Annotated in this window: 14 protein-coding genes; 4 read left to right on the forward strand and 10 right to left on the reverse strand. The window is 72.6% G+C overall.

What is annotated here, in order from left to right; all coding sequences use genetic code 11:
- Nucleotides 1-21: 21 nt before the first annotated feature.
- Together AB1046_RS11140 and AB1046_RS11145 are read right to left on the reverse strand one after the other, a co-directional pair.
- The gene (locus AB1046_RS11140; RefSeq protein WP_369375263.1) at nt 22-1,062 is read right to left on the reverse strand and encodes an ABC transporter ATP-binding protein; all 1,041 of its coding nucleotides are present in this window, start codon (nt 1,060-1,062) and stop codon (nt 22-24) included.
- Nucleotides 1,059-2,213 (reverse strand): outer membrane lipoprotein carrier protein LolA, encoded by a 1,155-nt coding sequence (locus AB1046_RS11145; protein ID WP_369375265.1) that lies wholly within the window; start codon nt 2,211-2,213, stop codon nt 1,059-1,061. Before AB1046_RS11145 ends, AB1046_RS11140 begins: the two co-directional genes overlap by 4 nt.
- A gap of 162 nt (nt 2,214-2,375) precedes the next feature.
- On the opposite strand from AB1046_RS11145, the gene AB1046_RS11150 reads away from it, so the two are divergent.
- The 3 genes from AB1046_RS11150 to AB1046_RS11160 all read left to right on the forward strand — a co-directional run bounded on the left by AB1046_RS11150 (nt 2,376) and on the right by AB1046_RS11160 (nt 5,207).
- Nucleotides 2,376-3,059: a response regulator transcription factor gene (locus AB1046_RS11150; protein WP_369375267.1), complete on the forward strand. Its 684-nt coding sequence runs from the start codon at nt 2,376-2,378 to the stop codon at nt 3,057-3,059.
- Nucleotides 3,059-4,396 carry a sensor histidine kinase gene (locus AB1046_RS11155; RefSeq protein WP_369375269.1) on the forward strand — a complete coding sequence of 446 codons (1,338 nt, stop codon included), beginning with the start codon at nt 3,059-3,061 and terminating at the stop codon, nt 4,394-4,396. The genes AB1046_RS11150 and AB1046_RS11155 overlap by 1 nt, the downstream gene beginning before the upstream one ends.
- A 64-nt stretch (nt 4,397-4,460) precedes the next feature.
- A complete protein-coding gene (locus tag AB1046_RS11160) occupies nt 4,461-5,207 on the forward strand; it encodes a sulfite exporter TauE/SafE family protein (RefSeq protein ID WP_369375271.1) in 747 nt (248 codons plus the stop codon).
- A 1-nt stretch (nt 5,208) separates the two neighbouring features.
- Here the strand turns inward: AB1046_RS11160 and AB1046_RS11165 are convergent, their stop codons facing one another.
- The 3 genes from AB1046_RS11165 to AB1046_RS11175 are packed head-to-tail and all read right to left on the reverse strand — an operon-like array spanning nt 5,209 to nt 8,357.
- On the reverse strand, nt 5,209-6,717 hold the full coding sequence (locus AB1046_RS11165; protein WP_369375273.1) for a tripartite tricarboxylate transporter permease: 1,509 nt from the start codon (nt 6,715-6,717) through the stop codon (nt 5,209-5,211).
- 1 nt (nt 6,718) lies between these two features.
- Entirely contained in the window at nt 6,719-7,357 is a 639-nt protein-coding gene (locus AB1046_RS11170) for a tripartite tricarboxylate transporter TctB family protein (RefSeq protein WP_369375663.1), read from the reverse strand.
- 1 nt (nt 7,358) lies between these two features.
- Entirely contained in the window at nt 7,359-8,357 is a 999-nt protein-coding gene (locus AB1046_RS11175; protein WP_369375275.1) for a tripartite tricarboxylate transporter substrate-binding protein, read from the reverse strand.
- 102 nt (nt 8,358-8,459) lie between these two features.
- On the opposite strand from AB1046_RS11175, the gene AB1046_RS11180 reads away from it, so the two are divergent.
- Complete coding sequence (locus AB1046_RS11180) at nt 8,460-9,755, forward strand: hypothetical protein (RefSeq protein ID WP_369375277.1); 1,296 nt, start codon at nt 8,460-8,462, stop codon at nt 9,753-9,755.
- Between the two features lie 69 nt (nt 9,756-9,824).
- On the opposite strand, the gene AB1046_RS11185 is transcribed toward AB1046_RS11180, so the two are convergent.
- The 5 genes from AB1046_RS11185 to AB1046_RS11205 form a co-directional block, all read right to left on the reverse strand.
- A complete protein-coding gene (locus tag AB1046_RS11185; protein WP_369375278.1) occupies nt 9,825-11,003 on the reverse strand; it encodes an NUDIX domain-containing protein in 1,179 nt (392 codons plus the stop codon).
- 40 nt (nt 11,004-11,043) lie between these two features.
- Complete coding sequence (locus tag AB1046_RS11190) at nt 11,044-13,290, reverse strand: MMPL family transporter (protein ID WP_369375280.1); 2,247 nt, start codon at nt 13,288-13,290, stop codon at nt 11,044-11,046.
- Nucleotides 13,290-14,489, reverse strand: coding sequence for an alpha/beta hydrolase (locus tag AB1046_RS11195; protein WP_369375282.1), 1,200 nt, complete (start codon nt 14,487-14,489; stop codon nt 13,290-13,292). Before AB1046_RS11195 ends, AB1046_RS11190 begins: the two co-directional genes overlap by 1 nt.
- Nucleotides 14,490-14,575: 86 nt before the next feature.
- The gene (locus tag AB1046_RS11200) at nt 14,576-15,643 is read right to left on the reverse strand and encodes an NAD-dependent epimerase/dehydratase family protein (protein WP_369375284.1); all 1,068 of its coding nucleotides are present in this window, start codon (nt 15,641-15,643) and stop codon (nt 14,576-14,578) included.
- Nucleotides 15,640-18,162 carry an MMPL family transporter gene (locus AB1046_RS11205; protein WP_369375286.1) on the reverse strand — a complete coding sequence of 841 codons (2,523 nt, stop codon included), beginning with the start codon at nt 18,160-18,162 and terminating at the stop codon, nt 15,640-15,642. Before AB1046_RS11205 ends, AB1046_RS11200 begins: the two co-directional genes overlap by 4 nt.
- Nucleotides 18,163-18,240 lie beyond the last annotated feature (78 nt).

The following is an 18,240-nucleotide window of genomic DNA, read 5'->3' on the forward strand; positions in this document are numbered from 1 at the left end:
TCGCCATCGGGCCACTTGTCGTCATCGGGCCGCCTCCGGCTCGTCGGTGTCCAGCTCGCCTGCCAGCTCGCCGACCACCTCGCCGACGTCGTGCGTAAGCCGCGCGAAGGCCTCCTCCAGCCCCGTGCGCTCCCGCCGGGCCTCGTCCACGCCGACGCCGGCCCGGACCAGCGTCTCGATCACGGTCGCCGGGGACGTCGTCGTAAGGTCCACCCGCACGCCGTCGGGCGCGAGCCGCGCGGGGATCCGGTGGTCGCGCAGGGTGTCGACGGCGGACGCACCGTCCGACGTGGACACGAGCAGCGTGGGGCTGCCGGACTCCAGGAGGTCGTCCAGCGCGCCCTGCGCCACGACGACACCCTGGTTCAGCACGACCACGTGCGTGCAGGTGGCCTCGACCTCCGCCAGGAGGTGCGACGAGACGAGCACCGTCACACCGGCTGCGTGCAGCTCGGCGATGATCCGGCGGACCTCCTGCGTGCCGGCCGGGTCGAGTCCGTTCGTCGGCTCGTCCAGCACCACGAGCCGACGCGGCGCCAGCAGCGCCGAGGCAAGCCCCAGACGCTGCTTCATGCCGAGCGAGTAAGCGCGGTACTTCTTCCTGGCCGCGTCCGCCAGGCCGACCCGCTCCAGCGCGTCCGACACGACGCCGTCCAGCCCTCCACCGGCCAGTCCCCTGCCGGCCAGCAACGGCTCGGCGGCGGCGAACCGCAGCAGGTTCTCCCTGCCGGACAGGAACGGGTGGAAGCCCGGCCCCTCCACCAGCGCCCCGACGTGCGGGAGCACGTGGTCGACCTCGTCGGGTACCCGCACCCCCAGCAGCTCGATCTCGCCCTCGGTCGGTCGCACCAGCCCGAGCAGCATCCGGATGGTCGTCGTCTTGCCGGAGCCGTTCGGCCCCAGCATCCCGACCACCGCCCCTTCCGGCACCTCCAGGTCGACGCCGTCCACGGCGACAGCGCCGCGATAGACCTTGCGCAGCCCCCGGGTACGCGCCGCGAAGGCGGTACCGGATGCGCCCTTCGCCTCCGGTACCGCCACCTCGGCGCGCGCTGTGGTCACTCGGTGCCCAGGGCGTCGACGAGCACCTGCTGCGGCACCGCGCCGGCCGCGATCCGGCCGTCGTCGGCGATGATGACGCCACCGACGGCGAACGGGACGTGCGTGCCGGAACCGAACTCGCCCGACACCGGTTCGCCGATCTGGCCGAGCAGCCCGTCCAGATCCTGCCCGGACTCGGCGGAGCCCTCGGGCAGTGCGCCCGCGGGGGCCCCCGGTGCGTCGGCAGGAGCCGCGCCGATCACCACCGTGTCCCAGCCGTCGCCGACGGTCGTCAGACCCTGCTCGGTGCCCGGCTCTGTTCCCTCGGCACCGCTCTCGGCGCCGGCGCGCTCACCCGCCGCCCCGGCGAGGTCGCCCGCCTCGGTGGTCTCGACCTCGGCGCCCTCCGGCGGCGTGAACTCGAAGAGGTCCGCATCCTGCGCACCGACCTCGAACTCGACGAAACCGAGCGACAGGACCGGGTCGGAGCTGCCGTTGGCGAACACGTCGAACCGCAGCGGGACGCGCGTCTCCTCGTCGATCGCCACCGTGACCTCCCGCAGCAGCGTCTTCTCCGCCGGCTTCGGCGTCAGCACGAGCTCGTAGGCGGCACGGCCCGCGACGCGCGCCGTGCCGTCCACGACGATGTCGCTGGTCGGGCGCAGGCGCTCGATGATCTCGGTCGCGGCCTGCGACGGGTCGGCCAGCCCGTTCGTCATCTCGCCTGCTGCCGAGCCCCCGGCGTGCTCACGGGCTGCCGCGAGGTCGGCCTCGTCCCAGGTGACGTGCTGCACGGTGTTCTCCTGCGAGTCGTAGGCCCACGCCTCGTCCGGGGTCTTCACGAACGTCAGCTCGGACGACTGCCGCTCGACCTGGACCCTGGCGCTCTCCTCGCCGTCGTGGAACACCCGCACCGCGTCGAAGTCGAGCAGCTCCGCGTCGATCGGCGTCCCAGGGACCGAGGGCAGCCCGAGCTCGTTCTGCACCTCGGCCACCCCCGCGAACGCGGGCGGCCGGGCCTCCAGAGCCGATGCCACCAGCTGCTCGGCGTCGATGGCGGGAAGCACCGGATCGTCGTCCGCGCCCGCGGGCAGCGCGGTCAGCGCCAGACCTGCGATTCCGGCGGCGATGCCCGTCCCGGCAGCGATCAGCGCCTTTGTGCTCGGCCTCATGTCCCGCTCCTTCGCTCGTGGATCCAGTGTGCTGCATCCGTCTGTTTGGTCTACCTGCAACGATGCCCCCCGTCGGCTGAGACGGCGCTGAGAAGCCGGCTCAGGCTGAGATGCCGCTGAGAACAGGACTGGAGTGCCGCCGCGTACGGCAAACTGGCAGGCATGAGGCCGCAGATACTCGTGGTCGACGACGAGCCGGGCGTGCGCAAGGCGCTGGACCGCGGCCTGCGCGCCGAGGGCATGGACGTCACGGTCGCCGCCGACGGACCGACCGCGCTGCGGCTGGCGCGCACCGGGTCGTTCGACGCGATCCTGCTGGACATCATGATCCCCGGCCTGTCCGGGTACCGAGTGCTGCAGGAGCTGCGCGCCGACGGCGTCGCGACACCCGTGCTGTTCGTCTCTGCGAAGGACGGCGAGGTGGACCAGGCCGACGGGCTCGACCTCGGCGCCGACGGCTACCTGGTCAAGCCGTTCTCCTTCGTGGTGCTGCTCGCCCAGCTGCGTGCCCTCCTGCGCCGCGCCGCGACGGGAACCACACGGGGCCCGATCCGGCTCGGGCCGCTGACCGTCGACCGCGGGGCGCGGACGGTCCGGTACGACGACGTCGACGTCCCGCTGAGCCCGCGCGAGTACGCGCTGCTGGCGGCGCTGGCCTCGCGGGCCGGGACCGTGTGGACCAAGCAGGAGCTGCTGGACGAGGTCTGGGGCGACGAGCGGGCAGCGACCAGGAACGTCGTCGAGGTGTACGTCGGCTACCTGCGGCGCAAGCTGTCCGCCGTCGGCGCCGACGACCTGGTGCGGACCGTCCGGGGGCACGGGTACCGGCTCGGGGGTCCGGACTAGTGCGCAGCGTGTCGCTGCGCCTGCGGATCACCGCCCTCGCCACGGCGATCACGCTGGCCTGCCTGCTGGGTCTGGCGATGGTCGCCAGCCGGGGTCTCGGGCCCCTCCTCACGCACGCCGTGGACGACGAGCTCCAGGTGGCGCTGAGCGGCGCCGCCCACGACGTCGTCGCCGGCCAGGCACCCGTCGCGCCCGGCGGAATGGAGGTGCACGTCCTCGACACGGCGGGCGGACCAGTGGACGACGGCGCCCCAGCGGCGCTGTCCCAAGATCAGGTTCGCGCGCTGAAAGCTGGTACCCCGCTCACCGCGGGCGACCAGCAGCCGGTCCGCTGGCACGGCACCGTCGTCACCGCACCCGACGGGAGCCAGCGGCTCGTGGTCGCCGGGACCGGGCTCGTGGGCCAGCACGCCGCCGAGGTCGCGGGCGACCGGTGGTTGCTCGTCACCGCGCTCGTCGGGACCGTGGTGGCCGGGGTCGCCATCTGGTTCGCCGTCGGGTCCGCGCTGCTCCCGGTCGCCCGGATGCGGCAGTCCGTCCGCCAGCTCGCGCCCGGTGCCCGCGTGGAGGTTCCGGGCGCCGCGGCAGGTGAGCTGCGCGCCCTGGCCGACGACTTCAACGTACTGCTGGACCGGACGGAGGCCACCACGGAACGGCTGCGGCGGTTCACGGGCGATGCGGCGCACGAGCTGCGGTCCCCCGTTGCGTCCATCCGCGTGCAGTCCGAGGTCGCGGTAGCCAATCCCGATCCGGTGGTCTCGCAGGAGGTGCACGCCGACGTCCTCGCGGACGCCGAACGGCTCTCCGCGCTGCTCGACGGGCTGCTGACGCTCGCGCGCTCGGACGCCGGGGAGCTGCCGCCGGCGGACTCCGTCGACCTGGTCGCCGAGGTGCGTGCCGCGGTGGCGCGCACGGAGGTAGCGCGCACAGAGGTAGTAGACGGGGCGGAGCCGCCGGTGCAGATGGTGGTCAACGCGATGACCGGCAAAGCCTGGGCGGCCGCCGCGCACACCGAGACCGAGGTCGTACTGGACAACCTCTTGCGCAACGCCTGCCGGTACACCCGGACGCGGGTGGTGGTGTCGGTCCTGACGAGCCGGACCGGCGTGCGCGTGCTCGTCGACGACGACGGCCCGGGCGTCCGGCCCGAGCACCGGGCGAAAGTCTTCGACCGCTTCTACCGGGTCTCGGACGACCGTGCGCGCTCGTCCGGCGGCGCCGGCCTCGGCCTGGCCCTGGTCGCGGTGCTCGTCCGGCGCAGGGGCGGTCGGGTCGCCGTCGGCGAGTCGCCCGACGGCGGCGCCCGGTTCACCGTCGTCTGGCCCCGGGCAGACTGAGCAACCGACCGATGTCACAGGGCGCAAGCCTGGACGACCCTGGGCGGGGCGATAGCGTGGCGACGTGGAGACGACGGCGCTGATCGCAGCCTGCGTGGCCGTAGTCGTCGGCGCGGGCCTGCAGCGGATCGCCGGGATGGGCCTCGGCATGGTGGCCGCCCCGGTGCTCACGGTGTTCCTCGGCGCGTCGCTCGGCGTGCTGATCAGCAACGTCGCGGCGATCGTCACGGCTCTGATCATCCTGCGTGCCCTGCGGGACCGGGTGGAGTGGCGGCGGGTGCTGACGATCCTGCCGCTGATGCTCGTCGGCTCGATCCTGGGCGCCCTGACCGTGCGCGAGGCCGACTCCTCGTGGCTGGACGTGATCGTGGGCGGGTCGGTGCTGATCGCGCTGGCCGCCTCGGCCGTGCTGCGCCGGCGGGTGACGATCAAGGGCCGGCCCGTCGCCGTGATCACGGGCCTGGCGGCCGGCTTCATGAACACGACGTCGGGCGTCGCCGCGCCCGCGTGGACGGCGTACGCGCTGGCCACGCGCTGGGACCACCGCTCGTTCGCCGCGACCCTGCAGCCGCTATTCGTGGTCATGAACGTGATGTCGGTGGCCACCAAGCTGGGCTTCGGCGCGATCCCGTCCGGCTCCGCACCGGCGTGGTGGGTCTGGCCGGTGCTCCTCGCCGGGGTGCTCGCCGGCGTGGCGCTCGGCACCGTCCTGGCCCGCCGCGTGCCGACCCGGGTCGCATCCATCATCGCGCTGACGGTAGCCGTGGCGGGCGCGGTGACGGCCCTGACCCGGGGCCTGCTCACCCTCTGAGTCAGTCGTCCTCGACGAAGACCTCGTCTCGTTTGCGCCGGATCGCCGGAAGCATCGCGATCACCAACGCGAGAGCGGCGACCACGAGCAGCGCCGCCGAGATCGGGCGCGTCAGGAACACGGTGGGGTCTCCGTGCGAGATGAGCAGCGCCCGGCGGAGATGGTCCTCCAGGAGCGGCCCGAGCACAAAGCCGAGCAGCAGCGGCGCGGGCTCGCACCCACATCGGATGAGTACAAACGCACCCACGCCGAGGACCGCCATGACGACCACGTGGAACGGGTTCTGGTCGACCGCGTAGGTGCCGAGGCAGGCGAACGCGATGATCGCGGGGAACATCACCGAGTACGGCACGTCGAGCAGCTTCACCCACAGCCGGATCAGGGGCAGGTTCAGCACAAGGAGCAGCGCGTTGCCGATGAACATGGACGCGATGAGTCCCCAGACGAGCTCGGGCTGGTCCGACATGACGCTCGGTCCGGGCTGGATGCCCTGGACGATGAGGGCACTGAGCAGCAACGCCATCACGGGGTGTGCCGGCAGGCCCAGCGCGAGCAACGGCACGAACGACGTCTGAGCGGCCGCGTTGTTCGCCGACTCCGGCCCTGCCACCCCCTCGATCGCGCCCCGGCCGAACTGCTCCGGGTGCTTCGAGATCCGCTTCTCCACGGCATACGCCCCGTAGGAGGCGAGCACGTGCCCGCCACCCGGCAGCACCCCGAGCACCGACCCGAGCCCCGTCGCACGCAGCACGGGGCCGACCATCCGGCGTCGGTCCTCCCGGGTGGGCCACAGGTTCTCGACCTTCGCCGCGACCCGGACCCGGGTGCGCGGGTCGTGCAGGTTCTTCAGGATCTCGGCGATGCCGAACACGGCGACCGCGACGGCCACGAAGCTCAGCCCGGCCCACAGCTCGCGGACCCCGAACGTAAAGCGCGGCACCGCCGTGTACAGGTCCTGGCCGATCATGCCGAGCAGGATGCCGAGCACGATCATCGCGAGGGCCTTGACCGTGGAGCCGCTGGCCAGCGCGATGGATGCCACCAGGCCGAGCACCACCACCGCGAACATCTCGGCGGAGCCGAAGGTCAGCGCCGCGGTGGCGAGGGGGGCTGCCGCGGCCGCCAGCACGAACGTCCCGACGAGGCCCGCGAAGAACGAGCCGAGCGCCGCCGCCGCGAGCGCCACGCCGGCCCGTCCCTGCCGGGCCATCGGGTGCCCGTCGATAGCCGTCACCGCCGACGACGACTCCCCGGGGATGTTCAGCAGGATCGCCGTGGTCGAGCCGCCGTACTGCGCGCCGTAGTAGATGCCGGCGAGCATGATGATGCCCGTCACCGAGTCGTCGAAGGTGAAGGTCAGCGGCAGGAGAAGGGCGATCGACGCCGTCGGGCCGATGCCGGGCAGCACCCCGACCGCCGTGCCGAGGAACACACCCAGCATGCAGAACAGCAGGTTGTGCAGGACGAACGCCTGGGAGAAGCCGAGCGCGAGGTTGTCGAGAAGTTCCATCTCACCCACCCAGCCATTCGCCGAAGAGCGGCAGGCGCAGCTGCAGCGCCAGCACAAAGATGACCCAGCACAGCGCGGTCAGCCCCACCGAGATCACCAGGACCCGGCGCCACGACACCCCGTCCCGCGCGAGGGCGGCCAGCAGCACCGCCCCGAACGTGGCGAGGATGACGCCGAGCCCGTCGATGGTCGCGGCGAAGAAGACGATCGCCGCGGAGATCATCACCAGCGGCCGCCACTCCAGCCCGGCGAGGGGGCGCGGGTCGGGTTGGTCGACGACGGGGTGGTCGACGACGGGTTGGTCGACGACGTCCGCGTCGACTCCCGCATCAGCTCGATCGTCGATTCGCTCGTCGACTTCTTTGTCCGACGGCGCCGCGTCGGTGACGTCGTCCGACGGCGCCGCGTCGGTGACGAAGTCGGACGACGCCGGGTCCGGCGCGACGTACGCCTTGACGACGCACACCGCACCGAGCACCGCCAGGAGCAGGCCGAGGACCAGCGGCAGGTAGCCGGGGCCCATGTCGAGCAGCTCGCCGAGCTCGTAGCCGAGCGCACCCACGGCGAACGCCGCACCGAGACCAAGGAAGATCAGGCCCGCGACGAGGTCGCTCGTCGAGCCGGGCCGCAGCGCGCGGATCTCAGCCTCCCTGCGAGCCGATGACCTCGGACCAGGTCGCGATCTGCTCCGTCAGCAGCGCGGTGTGCGCCTCGGGCGTCGCCTGGTCGAGCGCTACGGGGGTGGTACCGAGCTCCGCCATATCGTCGATGACCGACTGGTCCGCGAGCGCGGTCTGGAGCGCTGCGGTGAGCGCCTCCACCACCTCGTCCGGCGTCTCGGCCGGTACGTACAGGCCGTGCCACACGGAGACCGCGATGTCGGGCTGGCCCGCCTCGGCGGTGGTGGGCAGGTCGGGCAGGGCGTCGATGCGTTCCGGCGTGGTGACCGCGTACGCCTTGACCGTGCCGTCCGTGATCTGGCTGGTCGTGTTGGTGGTCTGGTCGCACATGAAGTCGACCTGGCTGCCGATCAGGTCCTCGATGGCCAGGGCCGTGCCGTCATAGGGGACCGTCGTCACCTCGACGCCGAGGGCGTTCGTCAGGAGGCGCCCGCAGAGGTCGGAGGCGGCGCCCTCGCCCGCGGTCGCCATCGTCACCTCGTCCTGGTTCTCCTGGACGTAGGTCACGAGGTCCTCGAGCGTGTCCGGCTCGAAGTCGGGGCGCGCGATGATCGTCATGGGCACCTCGGTGACCAGGCCGATCGTGCGGAAGTCCGTCAGCGGGTCATAGGCCAGGTTCTCGCCGTAGAGGGCGGGCGCCGTCGACATGCCGATGTGGTGCATGAGCACGGTGTAGCCGTCGGGGTCGGCGGTGGCTGCCTGGCCCGCACCGACGGTGCCGCCGGCGCCGTCGACGTTCTGGACCACGATCTGCACGCCGAGCTCCTCGGCCATGGGCTCGGCGATCATCCGGGTCACGGTGTCGGTGGGACCGCCCGCCGAGAACGGCACGATCACCTCGATGTCGCCGTCGGGGTACGCGGCGGGGTCAGCGCCCGAGGAACAGGCGGCCAGCACGATGCCGAGGCCGGCCAGCGCGGCGAAGCGCGCGGCGGTCTTCCGGGGTCCGGCGGGGGTCATGTCCGTCTCCGATCAGCTTTGATCCGGTGAAGCGGTTGAGACCGTGACAGTACCGCCGCGCATGTGACGCCCGCCACAAACTCGGCACGGCTTGATCGAACGGTGACCTGGGCAGTCATCGACGGCAGTGGGGGTTACCGCAATACTTACCGCGTGATCCGGATCCTGCGCTCCCTGTCGGTCGGGTTCGCCCTGGCCTGCGCCCTGCTGGCGCCCCTCGGGCTGGGCCACGACGACCCCGGCTGGTGGCTGCCCACTGCAGCGATCATCGCCATCTCGACGATCGTCCTGACGGGAATCGCGGGCGCCGCCGCGAACGCGGCCGGGATGGGTGCGCTGCGCCCCGCGCCGTCGGCCGACACCATCGCCACCGCGGAGCGCGAGGGGCGTCTGCACCTGGCCAAGGTCCTGGACATCAAGTCCACCGGGACCCTGATCAACAACAACCCGGTGGCCGAGCTGCGGCTCGTCGTCGCGACGTCGGCCCGCGCGCCGTACACGACCCGGACCCGCGCGCTGATCGACCAGGTGCGGCTGCCGCAGTTCCAGCCGGGCAACATCGTGGTGGTGCTGCAGGACAAGGCTGACGCCCCGCGGGTGGCTCTGGTCCAGTCGCCGCCCCAGAGCTGGCGGGAGAAGGCAGAGAAGGCCGAGGACAGCGCCCGCATCAGCCGGCTGGGCGACGCCCCCGAGTGGTCCGGGCCGGCGCCGTCGTCCGGCGGGATGCGGGACGCCCGGGGGATCCTGCGGATCCCCGCAGCGGTGCTCGTCCTGCTCCTGGTCGTCGGCTTCGCCGCGCGCCTCTACCCGGTGCGGGCCGACATCACCGCGATCGTCACCGGCACGCCGCTGGCCGAGGTCGCCGCGGCCCAGGAGCTGCGTGTCGCCAGGGAGAACAGCACGCTGAACCCGGAGCGCGTGCAAGAAGTGATCGACGACTTCGTGGCCGAGGCGGGGCACAGCCGCTTCACGAGCGTCCGCCTCGGCTGGACACACGCCTCGGCCACCATGCCGACCGCGCCCGGTGCGAACACTACGGACGACCTCACCTGGAGGAACGGCGGGGTCTCGGGACACGATCCGTCGTTGATCCAGCCGAGCGACGACGAGCTGCCGCTGCAGACCTTCGACGCCGCCGACGTCGACTGGGACGAGCTCCTGGGCCTCGCCGACCGGCTGCCGCAGCAGGCCGGCTTCCAGCCTGACGACGTAGCGATCGTCTTTGTCGAAGTGCCTCCGAGCGCGTTCAACGACGCCAGCCTCCCCTACGAGATCGATGTCTCGGGATCGGGCCCCTACTACGACGCGACGGTGACCTACAACCCTGACGGCGAGGTCATCAACATGTACGGCGGGGCCGAGGGGTCCGAGATCGCGGAGTGGGAAGCCAACCACTGACGAGCTGGGCCCAGGACGCAGGGCTCAGGACAACAGAGCTCAGGACAACAGGGCTCAGAACGACAGGCCTCAGGACACCCCGGCCTCGGCCAGCAGCGCCTCGCGGTTGGTCCGGATGAATCCCTTCAGCGCGGCGGGCACCAGGTCGATGGCGGCGAGCGCAGCGTCGTCGCGCAGGTCGACGTGCTCGACGTCGTAGGTGCCGCGGACCGGCTCCTGGAACTCCGGGCCGGACCGCAGCGCCAGGTCCATCGAGACCACACGCGCGAGGAAGTAGTTGTGCACCGCTACCCCGGCGTCCTTGGGCTGGGAGGTCAGGAACACCTGCCGGACGATCTTCGCCGTCGCTCCGAGCTCCTCGAACAGCTCCCGGTGCAGCCCGTCCTCCACCGACGTGTCCTCCGGTTCGACGCCGCCGCCCGGCGTGACCCAGTACGGCGCGCGCCCCCGGACCGTCCGCTTGATCACCACGAGGCGGCCCGCCTCGTCCAGCAGGATCGCGCGCGCCGCGCGCCGCACCACCACCGGCGGCCGGGTCGAGGCCGCGGGGATCTCGTCGACGACGGGCGCCTGCCGCAGGTACCCCTCGAACAGCGGCCCGCCGGCCGCGTCCAGCGTCGCCCGCGCCACCGCGACCATCGCCTGGTCGTCGTGCCGAGCCGCCACCCAGCGGGCGGCGTAACCGAGGTCCCAGGCGCGCAGCTCGCGCAGCAGCCACTTGCCGCCGCCGTCCCACCGCCCGGCCGCCGCCAGGGCCAGGTGCCCGACCCGCTCCCACAGCACCGAGCGGACCACGTCCGCCTCGCCGCCGTCGCGCGCGTAGGCGAGGTCGTCCAGCAGGTCGGTCACGGCGTACCGGGCGTCCTCCAGCGCGGTGTCGGGGGCCGGCCCCGGGCCTGCGTCCAGCACGGCCTGGCACTCCGCCTTCAGCCCGGCGGAGTCAGCCTCCCCCACCAACGGCACACCCGTGGCGATCATCCGTACCAGCGTCGGCTTCCTGCGTGCCGTCTCCTGCGCGATGAACCAGCGGTGTCCGGCCTCGGGGTTCACGAACAGCTCGACCGGCCAGCCCCGCCAGCGCACCGCGTCCCGGTGCCCGACGGCGTCGTCCGGCACGCAGACGACGATGTCCAGGTCCGACCCGGCCGTCCGTGCTCCCGGGTCGAGCACACTGCCTGCCAGCAGCGCCCAGCGAGCCTCGGGGTAACGGTCGGCGACCAGGGCGGCGGCATCGGCAATGGGGTCCACGGCAGACATCATCTGGCACTGGAGCAAACGGACCTATTCGTTATCGTGAATTCTCCGGCACCGGGTCCGGTGCCGGGTCCGGCGCCTGGTCCAGCTCCGGCACCGGCGCCGCCTGCGGCCGCACCCCCTGGCGTCCCTCCGGAGCCCGCAGCCAGCGCGGCGCCCACCAGTTCGCCTCGCCGAGCAGCTTGACGCTCGCCGGGAGCAGCACGAGCCGCACGAGCGTCGCGTCGACGAGGACCACGAGCGCCATGCCGAGGCCGACCATCTTGAGGTACACCACCCCCGACGACAGGTACACGAGGAACGAGAGGGCGAGGATGCCCGCGGCCGTCGTGACGAGCGGGGCCGACATCTGCAGGCCGCGCGCGACGGCGTCCTCCAGCCGGCGACCGGAATCGTGCTCCTGGAGGATGCGCGACAGCAGCAGCACCTCGTAGTCCATGGAGAGCCCGAACGTCACGCAGAACATGAGGATCGGGATGGACAGGTCGAGGGTTCCGGTAGCGGTGAACCCGAGCAGGCTGCTCAGGTTCCCGTCCTGGAACACCCAGACGAGCACCCCGCCGAGGACCGACAGGCTGAGCAGGTTGAGCACCGCCGCCTTGAGCGGCAGCACGATGCTGCGCACCGACAGCATGAGCACGAGCGTGCTCACCACGATGACGAACAGGAAGACCCACGGCAGTCGCTCGACGAGCGCCGAGCGGTAGTCGTCGAGCACGGCGGGATACCCGCCGACGACGGCCCCGGGCCCCTCGCCCGCATCCGCATTCCAGACGTCTGCCGTGGCGCGCACGTCGGTGACCAGCCCGTACGGGTCGCTGTCGAGGCGCTCCGACGTCGGGACGATGACCACCGGTGCCGCGAACGTCTCGGGCGACGCACCGGCCGCAGCGCCGTCGACGTACCGCTCGCCGCCGCCATGCGCCTCCGCGACACCGTCGACCGTGGAGAACGCCTCGGCGAGAGAGGCCGACTGCTCCGCCGTCCAGGTGGCGCCCGAGCTCGGGAGGGCGAAGAGGCTGTCGGCCACCTCGCTGTCGAAGTCGGCCCGGATGGCGTCCTGGACCTGGCGGCTGGTGGTCTCGGCGGGCAGGATCCGGTCGTCCGGCGGGCCGACCCGCAGCCCGAGCAGCGGCGCGCCCAGGGCGAGCACAAACACACCGGCCAGCGCCACGTACACGAGCGGGCGCCGCATGGTCCGCCGCGCGACGCGCTCGAACCAACCGGTCGGAGTGGTCGGCAGGGCGGCCCGCGACAGGTCGAGCCGCTCCCCCAGCAGCGCCAGCACGGCAGGCAGTACGACGACGGCGCCGAGGCTCGCCACCACCACGACGGCCACGCCTGCGTAGGCGAACGAGCGCAGGAACGGGAACGGGAGCAGCAGGAGGCCGAGCAGCGAGGCGGAGACCGCGGCGCCGCTGACGAGCACCGTCATGCCGGCGCCCCGCACCGCCTCGGCCGCGGCCCGGGCGGGCGAGAGGCCCGCCGCGCGCCCCTCCGCATGGCGGGCTATGACGAACAGGCCGTAGTCGACGCCGAGCGCTATCGCCATGACGAGCACGAGGTTGGCCGCGAACGTCGAGACGTCCGTCAGTGCGGCCACGATCCTCAGCGCACCCATCGACCCGATGATCGTGACGACGCCCAGGGCGAGGATCAGCGCCGCCGGGACGAACCGGCGGAACACGAGGACAAGCAGCAGGAACACACCGGGCAGCACTATCGCCTCGGCAAGGGTGAAGCCCCGTCGCGCCTCGTCCGAGACCTGGCGGAACACCTCCTCCTGCCCGCCGAACGCGACGGTGACGGGCCCGCGGCCACCGGACCACTCGGCCGACAGCTCGCCCACGAGCGCGCGCGCCTCGGTCGCCTCGCCCGCGGCCCGCGCGACGATCAGCGCCTGGCTCCCGTCGCCGCTGCGGAGCACCTCCCAGTCGTCGGCCGACCAGTAGGAGAAGACGTCCTCGATGCCCGGCTCGGCGTCCAGCGCCGCCTCGACCTCGCCGGCCGCCTGCGCGACGTCGGCCTGGTCGACGTCGCCGTCGCGCGCCGTGATCAGCACCGTGACGTTGGGCGGGCCGCTGCCGAGGCCCGCGAGCTCCTCCTGGGCGAGCACCGCGGGCGAGCCGGGGGTCTCGAAGCGGGCGAGCTGGAGCTGCGGGAGGGTGCCCGCCGCGAGGACCCCGGCGACCGCGAGGACAACGGCGCTGATGAGCAGCACCCGCTTCGGTCGCCGGGTGACGGCCTCGCCGAACCGGCCGAGCGTGTTGCTCTGTTCCATCAGAAGCCCTCTCCGTCGAGCCAGGAGGTGAGCCCGTCGAGGGCTACCTCGTGCTGGCGAGCAAGGTCGAAGTAGTGGCCGGCGCCGGGCACCTCGACCAGCGTGGTCGACGGGGCGCCGGCCAGCAGGGTCTTGTGCACGCCGCCGAGCTGCACGCGCGCGTCGAGCTCCCCGTAGAGGAACAGGACGGGCACGTCGATCTCGCGCAGCCGCTCGGCGTCGACCATCACGCCCGCGAGCTGGGAGACCATGTCGCCGCACGGGTGCTTGTTCTGCTTGCCCGCGCTGTACTCGATCACCTCTGGCTCGGTGTCCGCGAAGTTGCCCTCGACGAACTCGCGCCGGCCCAGGTCGTACAGGGCGTAGCCGGACGGGTCGTCCGGCTCCTCGGACGGCGTGCCGCCGGACATGCAGGAGCCGAGCGCCGCCTGGAACCGGGCGGTCGCCTCGTCGGTCAGCCCGCCGTCGGCCCAGCCGGAGACGACCATGCCGTCCACGTCGCCGTACGAGATCGCCTCGAGCTGGACGACCTGCCCGCCGTTGGAGTGCCCGAGGGTCGTCACCTCGGTGAACGACGGCGCGGGCGTGTCGCCCGCCCACTCGTACTCGCCCGACCGCAGCGCCTGGACGATCTGGTGCAGCATGTCCGCCTGCGAGCCGATGCACATGTGCCGCCCGTCGGGCCGGTCGCTGGCGTCGTAGCCGAGCCGGTCGATGGTGAGCGACACGTGACCGCGCTCTGCCATCTCGTACGAGTGGTGGTAGCCCTCGACGGGCACCCGCCAGTACCACTCGCCCGAGGCGATGCCGTGCTCGTACACCGTCACCGCCCGGCCGCCGCCAAGCATGGTGGCGGGGCCGGTGAGGTGACCGCTGATCGTGTAGGTCTCGCCGTCGGACGGGCAGGCCAGCGCGGAGGTGTTGCGGTTGACGACCGTGAAGGAGACCGCCTCGTCGACAACCCCCGGCGGGACGTCCAGCGCGGGCTCGTCGGCCGCGGTCACTGGTTCGGTCGCCAGCTCCGTGCGGGGAGCCGTGTCGGCCACTGTGTTGGCAGCGGCAGCGGCAGCGGCAGCGTTGGTGGCGGCGTTGGTGTCGGCCGGCGCGCCGACCGCGGCTGGGACAACGAGGACGGCGCCTACGACGGCGGCGCAGAACACGGCGACCGCCAGGTTCCTGCCACGATGTGGTGTGCTCATCAGTGCTCGTTCCTTCACCTCTCGGGTACGGTCCGCCGGCGGATCCGCCGGCTTCGACGTGCTCGTGCTCGTGCGCAGGCGGCGGCTCACAGGAGCCCCTCCGCCCGGTACCAGGCGGCCTCGTCGCGGAGGGTTTCCGCCGCCGGCCGGAACTCGATGCCCAGCTCCTGGCGTACCCGGTCGGAGCTGACGCGCGCCTTGTCGCCCTCCACTAGGACCTCGACTCCGGCCCGGTTTGCGACGTCCTCCCGGCCTGTCAGGCGGTTGACCGCGCCGACGGCGGACGCGAGGCCGATCGTGAGCCGGCCGGGCAGGGCACGCGGGGCACGGCGCCCCGTCTCGCTCGCGATCACCGCGGCGAGGTCGCGCAGGCGCTCCCAGCGGCCAGCGGCGATGTACCGGCGGCCGCTGACCGCCATGCCGCTGATCCCCGCGTCGAGGACCCGGACGCACACCTCGGCGACGTCGCGCGCGTCGACCATGCTGTTGCCGACGTCGGGCAGGACGGGCAGCTCACCTCGGGCGATCGACAGGAAGAGGCGGCCGGACGACGTCGGGCCGCTGTCCCCCGGGCCCCACATCCAGCCGGGCAGGACGAGCGGGACGGCGGGGCCACGCCCGTGCGCCACGTGCGCCTGCACCACCGCCTCGGCGGCTACCTTGCTGGCCGCGTAGCCGTTCACGGCGTCGGCGGGCGGCGGCGACTCCTCGTCAGCGGGTGCCGACACCCCGCCCTTGGCGAGCGCCGCGGTGGAGCTGACGTGCACGACGGTGCGGATGTCGTGCCGCTCGGCGGCGGCCAGGAGCCGCCCGAGCGCCGTCACGTTGGTCTCGTACAGCACGTGCGGGTCGGCACCTGGCTGGTAGAACTCCCGGAAGTACGCGGCGGCGTGCACCACCGACCCGACGTCGGGCAGGACCTTGTCCCACACGTCCGGGTCGACGGTGTCGCCGACGACTACCCGCACCTCGGACGGCAGGAGCCGGGCGGCGCGCTCGGCGTCGCGCGCGAGCACGGTGACGGGCCGGCCGAGCTCGACCAGCCGGCGCACCACCGACGAGCCGAGGAGGCCGGTGGCCCCGGTGACGAGGACTGGCTCGGTCTCGAACTCGGTCTCGGACTCGGACTCGGACTCGGACTCGGACTCGGTCATCGTTCCTCCGCGGTAGTGGCGAGGACCGGCACCGCACCGGCCCGGTCTCCGGCGCCGGGCGAGACCCGGTCCGGTCGGGGGTCCTGCGCGGCGCCGGTCGTCGCGGCGTCCGGTCCTGTGCCTGTGCCTGTGTCTGTGCCTGTGCCTGCGTCCGCATCGGCGTCCGCATCCGGGCCGGGTCCCGCGGCCGCCTTGGCGGGGGCGGGCGCCCCCTCGTGCCACCCGATCCGGGCGTGCAGCCGGCGCAGCGGGCCCGGTGCCCACCACGTCCACCGCCCGGTGAGCGCCATGAAGGCCGGGACCAGGGTGGTGCGCACGATCGTCGCGTCCACCAGGACGGCGAGCGCCACGCCGAGGCCGAGCATCTGCGTGTTGGCGATCCGGGAGGAGCCGATGGCGATGAGCACGGTGGCGAGGATGAGCGCCGCGGCAGTGATGACGCCTCCGGTGCGCTGCATAGCGGTGGCTACCGCCTCCTGCAGGTCGCCCGTGCGCCGGTGCTCCTCCACGGTCCGGGCCAGGAGGAAGACGCCGTAGTCCATGGAGAGCCCGAACGCGACGCACGCCATGAGCACCGGGACCGTCGTGTCGATGTAGCCCGTGGGCGTGAAACCGAGCAGGCCGGCGAAGTTGCCCTCCTGGAACACCCACACGATCGCGCCGAGCATCGCGGTGAGGCTGAGCCCGTTGGCGAGGACCGCCTGCAGGGGCAGGATGACGCTGCCGGTCAGGAGGAAGACGATGATCAGCGCCGAGCCGATGGCGATGGCGAGCGCGATCGGCAGGAGGCTCCCGATCGAGTCCTGGCTGTCGACGAGCGTGGCGGGCTGCCCGCCGACTAGGAAGTTCTCGGCCTCCGGCAGGGCCCGGATCTCGCGCGCCATCTCCTGTGCGCGGCCGCCGGTCAGCGGGATGTCGGCGTCCGCGGTCACGTTGAGCAGCACCGGCCGCTCGCCAGGGGCTGCGACGACGAGGTCGCCGACGACCGCCGAGACGGAGGCGCCGGTGCCGGGCACGGGCTCGACGTCCTCGACCCCGTCGATGCGCAGGACGGCGTCACGCACCGCGTCGATGTCGTCGGTGTCGCTGCCCGCCGGGAGCATCAGCGTGGCCATGGACGCGCCCCCGGAGGTGAACTCGTCCCGCAGGAGCTGCTGTGCCGCGCGCACCGGCGAGTCCTCGGCGAGCTGCCGGAAGTCGGCCTCCCCGAAGGTGACGCTCCGGAAGGGGAGGGCGAGGATCAGGAGGGCTGCACCGACGGTGAGGGCGACGACCCACCGGTGCCGCATGACGCCCCGGGTCCACGACGCCCACCTGCCGACGGTCGGTCCGGTGGTCGTCGTCCCGGTGGAGGTCGGACCGGTGGAGGTCGGACCGGTGGAGGTCGGACCGGTGGTCGTCGTCCCGGTGGTCGTCGTCCCGGTGGTCGTAGCGATGGTGATCGGCTCGCCGACGATGGGCGCCGACGACGATTCCGTGGCCTTCCGCCGGCCGAGCCGCCAGCCCCGGCCGGGCCGGAGCCGGTCGCCGAGGAGCGTGAGCACCGCGGGCAGCACAAGCAGCGCGGCGAGCGCCGACAGGGCCACGACGGCGACGCCCGCGTAGGCGAACGACCGGAGGAAGTACAGCGGGAAGATGAGGAGCGACGAGAGCGCGGCCGCGACGGTGATGGCGGAGAACAGCACGGTCCGGCCGGCCGAGCTCACGGTCTTGCGCACCGCCGTCGGGACGTCGTCGGTGGCGACGAGCTCCTCGCGGAAGCGCCGGACCACGAGCAGCGCGTAGTCGATCGCGAGGCCCAGGCCGAGGGCCGTGGTCAGGTTGATCGAGAAGACCGAGACGTCGGTGAACAGGGTCAGGCCCATCAGGATCGCGTTGGTGCCCATGATGGAGGCGACCCCGACGGCGAGCGGCAGGCCCGCGGCGAGGAAGCCGCCGAACACGACGAGCAGGATGACCAGCGTGATGGGCAGCACGATCAGCTCCGCGCGAGCGAGGTCCTCCTGGATCGTGGCCTGGAGCTCGGCATAGACGGCGCCCGGGCCGATGACCGCCACGTCCAGGCCGTCCCGCTCACCGGCGAACTGGTCCTGGATGTTCGCTACCGCCTCGTTGACCGCCTGCTCGTCGCCGGCCACGCGGGCCGCGACTATCGCGTGCTGACCGTCCGCCGAGCGCAGCGCGCCGATCGGGGTACGCCAGTACGACGAGACGCCCTCGACCCCGGGCGTCTCGGCCAGCTGCTCGGTCAGGCGCAGGCCCGTCGCGGCGACGCCGGGGGCGGCCACGTCCTCCGGCGCGGTGACGAGGAGCACAACGTCGGGGGCAGCCTGCGGGGCATGGTCCTCGATCGCAGTGGCGACCAGCGACGACTCGGCCCCGGGGTCAGTCACGCCACCCGCGCCCAGCCGGCTCTCCACGCCGCTGCCGAGCACGCCACCCAGGGCGATGAACACCACCGCCACGATCAGGAGCAGGCGTGGGCGCCGTGTTGCTAGGGCACCGATATTATCGAACATCGAAGGCCTCCGTATGCGCCAATAGTAGACTGTATCGATCATAGGCCTGACGTATTGATGACCGCAACGGCCGCGGTC

It is taken from the genome of Promicromonospora sp. Populi (genome assembly GCF_041081105.1).
In the GTDB taxonomy this organism is placed as follows: Bacteria; Actinomycetota; Actinomycetes; order Actinomycetales; family Cellulomonadaceae; genus Promicromonospora.

Bases quoted from the DNA above. Each gene is read 5' to 3' on its own strand.
- AB1046_RS11150 (WP_369375267.1), top strand. From the start codon at position 2,376: ATGAGGCCGCAGATACTCGTGGTCGACGACGAGCCGGGCGTGCGCAAG.
- AB1046_RS11145 (WP_369375265.1), bottom strand. From the start codon at position 2,213: ATGAGGCCGAGCACAAAGGCGCTGATCGCTGCCGGGACGGGCATCGCC.
- AB1046_RS11195 (WP_369375282.1), bottom strand. From the start codon at position 14,489: ATGAGCACACCACATCGTGGCAGGAACCTGGCGGTCGCCGTGTTCTGC.
- AB1046_RS11175 (WP_369375275.1), bottom strand. From the start codon at position 8,357: ATGACCCCCGCCGGACCCCGGAAGACCGCCGCGCGCTTCGCCGCGCTG.
- AB1046_RS11205 (WP_369375286.1), bottom strand. From the start codon at position 18,162: ATGTTCGATAATATCGGTGCCCTAGCAACACGGCGCCCACGCCTGCTC.
- AB1046_RS11190 (WP_369375280.1), bottom strand. From the start codon at position 13,290: ATGGAACAGAGCAACACGCTCGGCCGGTTCGGCGAGGCCGTCACCCGG.
- AB1046_RS11165 (WP_369375273.1), bottom strand. From the start codon at position 6,717: ATGGAACTTCTCGACAACCTCGCGCTCGGCTTCTCCCAGGCGTTCGTC.
- AB1046_RS11200 (WP_369375284.1), bottom strand. From the start codon at position 15,643: ATGACCGAGTCCGAGTCCGAGTCCGAGTCCGAGTCCGAGACCGAGTTC.